The organism is Betaproteobacteria bacterium, assembly GCA_016791345.1.
In the GTDB taxonomy this organism is placed as follows: Bacteria; Pseudomonadota; Gammaproteobacteria; order Burkholderiales; family JAEUMW01; genus JAEUMW01.
Map to the genome: position 1 here is coordinate 1 of JAEUMW010000331.1, position 5,537 is coordinate 5,537.

The window sequence follows — 5,537 nt, forward strand, 5'->3', positions numbered from 1 at the left end:
CTGTCGATGGTCAGGTTGGGGGCGGCGAGCGAGGCTTCGAGACTGTCGCGCACCGGCAGCAGCGCCTCGGAGAAGCTGTCGAGCGCGTAGCGGTGGGCCTTCGTCACGTCATCCTGGGCGCGCTTGCGGATGTTCTCGACCTCGGCCTTCGCGCGCAGCCAGCCGTCGTGATGCTCCTGCGCCTTGGCCTGCGCCTGGCGCAGCTGCTCTTCCAGATTCGGCTGCGGCGCGGCCTCCTGCGGCGTCTCGACCGCCGCCGCTTCGGCGTCAGGCGCCGGCGCTTCGGCCGCCGTGTCCTGCGGTGTGTCCTGCATGCGTGGTAACTCCCTTGTCGTCCAAGTCACGCAATGACATGGGGGAGAGGGTCGCCGATTTCAAGTGCCGTTCGGCAGACATCGCATCAACGGCAGACACCGGGGCGCCGGGTGGGCTCCAGGCGAGCCGGGGCTGGGCAGGCCGCGTGCTGCCCGAGCTTACCCGATACGCTGGACGAGATGCGGCAGCGACGATGCGAGCAGCGCAACGCCCGACGCCGTGAGCAGCCCGAGCACGATCTGGCGGAAGCGCTCCTCCGTGATGCCGATGTAGACCCGCGCGCCCAGCAGCGTCGGAATCAGCATGGCGGGTGCCACCACGGCGAAGAATGGCAGCATGTCGCGGGTGACGGCACCCGTTGCCAGGTAGATGCCCATGGTCACCGCGAGCATCGACAGGTTGAAGTTCTGGATGACGGCGCGCTGCCGGTCCTTTTCGAAACCGCGCAGCGTGCACCAGAGCGTGGGCAGAGCGCCGGTGAAACCGCCCAACCCGCCCATCACGCCGCCCGCCATCCCGGCAGCGGCATCGCCCAGCCGACCTCCCAGCGTGATCCGGGGCAGGCGTCTGCTGAACAGCATGGCCGGACACCAGAGCACCAGCAGTGCGCCCAACACCGCCTTGAAGGCGTGAACGTCCAGACGCGGGAGCAGCCATACCCCCAGCGGAACGCCGACGAGGCCGCCGAGCACGAAGGGCAGGAGCAGGCCCACATCGAAGCCGCGGCGAACGGACACGGCTGCGATGATCTGCCCGGTCAGGGAACCGAAGACCGCCAGTGCCGCCGCCAGCCGCGGCTCGAGGCTCCACGCCCAGAAGGACATGGCCACCAGACTGAAGGCGAACCCCGAGAGCCCCTGCACGAAGCCCGCGACGACGGCGCCCAGCACGACGATGAAATAGAGGGAGTTCATGCAGTCCGGCGTTTGCCTCTCACCGATTTCCTTTCCGAACCTGCAGTGGGCCATTCTCCGCTCGATGCGACGCGGGAAGCGCCAGGAACAGACCCTAGTCGCGCGCGCCTCGCTCCAGGGCGCGGGCACGTGCCGCGGCTCCCTCGCGGTCGGCCTTTTCGCGGTCGAAGGCGGCGCTTACCCAGCCACCCAGGTTGCTCGCCGCAATTCCGGTGAGCGCCCGGATCCAGTCGTCGCGCTCGTTCAGGCACGGGATGTAATGGAAGCTGCCGCCGCCTGCCTTGAGGAATTCGGCCTTGCCCTCCAGCGCGATCTCCTCCAGCGTCTCCAGGCAATCCGCGACGAAGCCCGGGCACATCACGTCGACGCGCTCGGTCCTGGCGGCGCCCAGCTCGCGCAAGGTGTCCGCCGTGTAGGGCTTGAGCCATTCCGCTCGGCCGAAGCGCGACTGGAAGGTCACCCGGAACTGGTGCGGCGTCAAGTCCAGCGCTTCCGCCACGAGCCGCCCCGTCTTCAGGCATTCGCAGTGATACGGGTCGCCACGATCGAGAGAGAAGCGCGGCAGCCCGTGGAAGCTCATCACCAGGACGTCCGGGCGGCCGTGCGTCGTCCAGTCGTCGCGAATGCTCCGCGCGAGGGCGGCGATGTAGCGCGGGTCGTCGTGGAAGTGCTTGACGGTGCGCACGGCGGGGGCGTTACGCATGCGGCGGATCGCAGCGAAGACCGCATCGAAGACGGTTGCCGTGCTGCTCGCCGAATACTGCGGGTAGAGCGGCAGCACGAGGATGCGATCACACCCCTGCGCCCGCAGCCGGTCGAGCACTTCGCCAATCGACGGCGCGCCGTAGCGCATCGCGTAGTCGACGACGAAGGGCGATTTCACCGTGACGCCGAGGTATCCCTGCAGGAGCTTCGCCTGTCGCTGCGTGTGGACCTTGAGCGGCGATCCTTCCGGCGTCCAGATCTGCGCGTAGCGGGCAGCCGATGCCTTGGGCCGGCGCGGCAGCACGAACAGATTGAGGATCAGCCACCAGACGGGGCGCGGCAGTTCGATGACGCGCCGGTCGCTCAGGAACTCGCGCAGGTAAACCCTGAGCGCCGCCGGTGTCGGCGCCTCCGGCGTGCCGAGATTGACGAGCAGGATCGCCGGCTTCGACGGGCTGCCGTGAGCGAAGGGCGGTTCCGGGCTGAACGACATCGGGACGAGTGTGACGACGTGAAGGAGTGAAGGAGTGAAGAGGTGAAAGCGGGAAAGGGTCCGGGCGGTGTGTTCTTCGTTCCCTTCTTCACGCCCTCACGTATTCACGCTTTCACGAGTCGTTTAGTTCTGCGACAGCGCACTCGCGAGCAGCTTCGCCGTCACGTCGACGATCGGAATCACGCGCTCGTAGGCCATGCGCGTCGGGCCGACGACACCGACGGTGCCCACCACCTGGCCTTCCACCTCGTAGGACGCGGTGACCACGCTGCATTCATCGAGCGGCGCGATGCCGGACTCGCCGCCGATGAAGATCTGCACGCCGTCGGCGCGGCTGCTCAGGTCGAGGATGCGCAGGAGGCTCGTCTTCTGGTCGAAGAGCGCGAAGAGTCCGCGCAGCCGTTCCATGTCGGACGAGAGCTCCTGCACGTCGAGCAGGTTGCGCTCGCCGGAGACGACCACTTCCTCGGTCTCGCCGATCGCTTCGCTGCTCGCGTCGATCGCCACCGTCAGCAGCTGCGTCATGCTCTCGCGCAGCTGCCGCAGCTCGCCGTGGATACGGCTGCGGATCTCCTCGAACGTGAGTCCGGCGTAGTTCTGGTTGAGGATGTTGGCGGCCTCGGTGAGCTCGCCCGGCGAGTACGGCTTCTCGGTGAAGAGGATGCGATTCTGCACGTCGCCCTCGGGGGTGACGATGATGAGCAGGATGCGCTTCTCGGCGAGCTTGAGGAACTCGATGTGGCGGAACGCCGGATTGCGCCGGCGCGGCACGATCACCACGCCCGCGAAATGCGTGAGATCCGACAGGATGTGCGAGGCCGTCGTCACCAGCTTCTGCGCGCTGTGGCTCTGCAGATTGCCTTCGAGCTGCTGGATCTCCAGCCGGTCGAGCGGTTTCAGGGTGAGCAAGGTGTCGACGAAGAAGCGATAGCCGCGCGGCGTCGGGATGCGTCCGGCGGACGTGTGCGGACTCACGATGAAGCCCATTTCCTCGAGATCCGCCATGATGTTGCGGATGCTCGCCGGCGACAGATCGAGCCCGGAGTAGCGCGAAAGCGTGCGCGAGCCGACCGGCTGGCCGTCTGCGATGTAGCGTTCGACCAGGGTTTTCAGCAGGATTTGCGCGCGCTCTGAAAGCATCGTTACGATTTTATAGTGTTTTCAGCGGGCTGCGTTTCCCGCTCGGTGTCGCTCGAAGAATCCTTGTGGTTAAATGCGGGGGATGAGCACGTCATTCAACAAGGTCGCCCTGATCGGAAAGTACAAGAGCCCGGACATCGCGCTGCCGCTCCTCGACATGGCGCACTTTCTCGAAGAGCGCAAGATCAGCGTCGTGCTTGACCGCCTGACGGCCTCGCACATCGGCAATCGCGGCTTTCCGGTGATGGAGTTGCACGAACTCGGCGACGAGGTCGATCTTGCCATCGTGATCGGCGGCGACGGCACCATGCTCAACATCGCGCGCACGCTCGCGCCACACGGCGTGCCGCTGGTGGGCATCAATCAGGGTCGGCTCGGCTTCCTCACCGACATCTCGGTGCACACGATGTTCGAGACCATCGGGCACATCCTCGCCGGGAAGTACGTCGCCGAGTCGCGCATGCTGCTGGCGGCGGAAGTCATGAGCGGCGACGAGAACGTCTTCAGCGTGATGGCGCTGAACGACGTGGTCGTCACCAAGGGCGCGGCCGGCAACATGATCGAGTTCGACGTGCGCGTCGACGGCCAGTTCGTCTATACGCTGCGCTCCGACGGACTGATCGTGTCCTCGCCCACCGGTTCCACTGCGTACGCGCTCTCTTCCGGCGGACCCATCCTGCACCCGTCGCTGCGCCTCATGGCGGTCGTGCCGGTCTCGCCGCACACGCTGGCGGCGCGACCGATCGTGGTCGCCGGCGATTCGCTGGTGGAGGTGCGCATGCACGAGGCGGAGGACGTGCGCGTCCACTTCGACAGCCATTCGCACTACGACCTCAACGGCGACGATCGCGTGCGCGTGCGGCGCTCACCCGTGGAAGTGCGGCTCCTGCATCCGGTCGGGCACAACTATTACCGCATGCTGCGCGAGAAGCTGCGCTGGAGCGAGAGCCTGTGACGGTGGTGGTTTGATGCTGCGGTTGCTGGCGATCCGCGATTTCGTGATCGTGGAGAAGATGGATCTCGAGTTCGGCCCCGGCTTCACGGTGTTGACCGGCGAGACGGGGGCGGGCAAGTCGATCCTCATCGACGCGCTGGCGATGGTGCTGGGCGAGCGCAGCGACGCCGGCGTGGTGCGGCACGGCGCGCAGCGGGCGGAGATCGCCGCCGAATTCGACATCGCCGACGCCCCGGGGCTCGAGGAATGGCTCGCGGAGAACGAGCTTGCCGGCGATGCGGGCACCTGTCTGCTGCGCCGGGTGATCGACGCCAGCGGCCGCTCACGCGCCCTCGTCAACGGCCATCCGTGCACGCTGGGTCAACTGCGCGAAGCCGGCGAGTTCCTGGTCGACATCCACGGTCAGCATGCGCACCAGTCGCTGCTGCGGCCGGCGACACAACGCAATCTCCTGGACGGCTATGGATCGCTCACGGCGCAGGCGGGCCGCGTCGCGCAGCAATACCGACACTGGCGCGAGCTGGCGGAGCGTCTGCGCGCCGTGGAACAAGACGCTGCCCGGCTGGAGAACGAGCGCGACGAAGTGTCCTTTCGCGTGCACGAACTGCACGCGCTGGACGTCGGTGAAGGCGAGTGGGCCACGCTGCAGGCGGATCACTCGCGCCTGTCGCACGCCGCGAGCCTCCTCGAATCTGCCAACCTCGGCATCGACGTGCTCGCCGACGGCGAGGCGGCGTGCCTGTCGCGGCTCGCCACGGTGAGCAACCGCATCGCGCTCGCTGCCGAGCACGATCCCGCGCTCGGCGAGGTGCTCGATCTGCTCGAATCCGCCCGCGTGGAAGTGCAGGAAGCCGTGTATGCGCTGCGCCACTACGGCGAGCGCGTCGACCTCGATCCGGCGCGTCTCGCGCAGGTGGAGCGGCGCCTGGAGGCGATTCACGATGCCGCGCGCAAGTATCGCGTGACGCCGGACGAGCTGCAGGAACTGCTCGAGCGCTCGCGTCTGCAGCTGGAA

General features: G+C 67.1%; 6 protein-coding genes. 2 read left to right on the top strand and 4 right to left on the bottom strand.

The features are described from left to right. The 4 genes from grpE to hrcA form a co-directional block, all read right to left on the bottom strand. Positions 1–314: nucleotide exchange factor GrpE (grpE, locus tag JNK68_13085; protein ID MBL8541289.1), on the bottom strand; the 314-nt coding region annotated here is incomplete at its 3' end. Between the two features lie 159 nt (positions 315–473). After that, entirely contained in the window at positions 474–1,229 is a 756-nt protein-coding gene (locus JNK68_13090) for a sulfite exporter TauE/SafE family protein (protein MBL8541290.1), read from the bottom strand. Between the two features lie 94 nt (positions 1,230–1,323). Beyond that, a complete protein-coding gene (locus tag JNK68_13095; GenBank protein ID MBL8541291.1) occupies positions 1,324–2,427 on the bottom strand; it encodes a ferrochelatase in 1,104 nt (367 codons plus the stop codon). A gap of 123 nt (positions 2,428–2,550) precedes the next feature. Further along, complete coding sequence (gene hrcA, locus JNK68_13100; protein ID MBL8541292.1) at positions 2,551–3,567, bottom strand: heat-inducible transcriptional repressor HrcA; 1,017 nt, start codon at positions 3,565–3,567, stop codon at positions 2,551–2,553. Between the two features lie 82 nt (positions 3,568–3,649). On the opposite strand from hrcA, the gene JNK68_13105 reads away from it, so the two are divergent. Next, positions 3,650–4,522 carry an NAD kinase gene (locus tag JNK68_13105; GenBank protein ID MBL8541293.1) on the top strand — a complete coding sequence of 291 codons (873 nt, stop codon included), beginning with the start codon at positions 3,650–3,652 and terminating at the stop codon, positions 4,520–4,522. A 13-nt stretch (positions 4,523–4,535) separates the two neighbouring features. Further along, a partial coding sequence (locus tag JNK68_13110; protein ID MBL8541294.1) for an AAA family ATPase occupies positions 4,536–5,537 on the top strand: 1,002 nt, incomplete at its 3' end.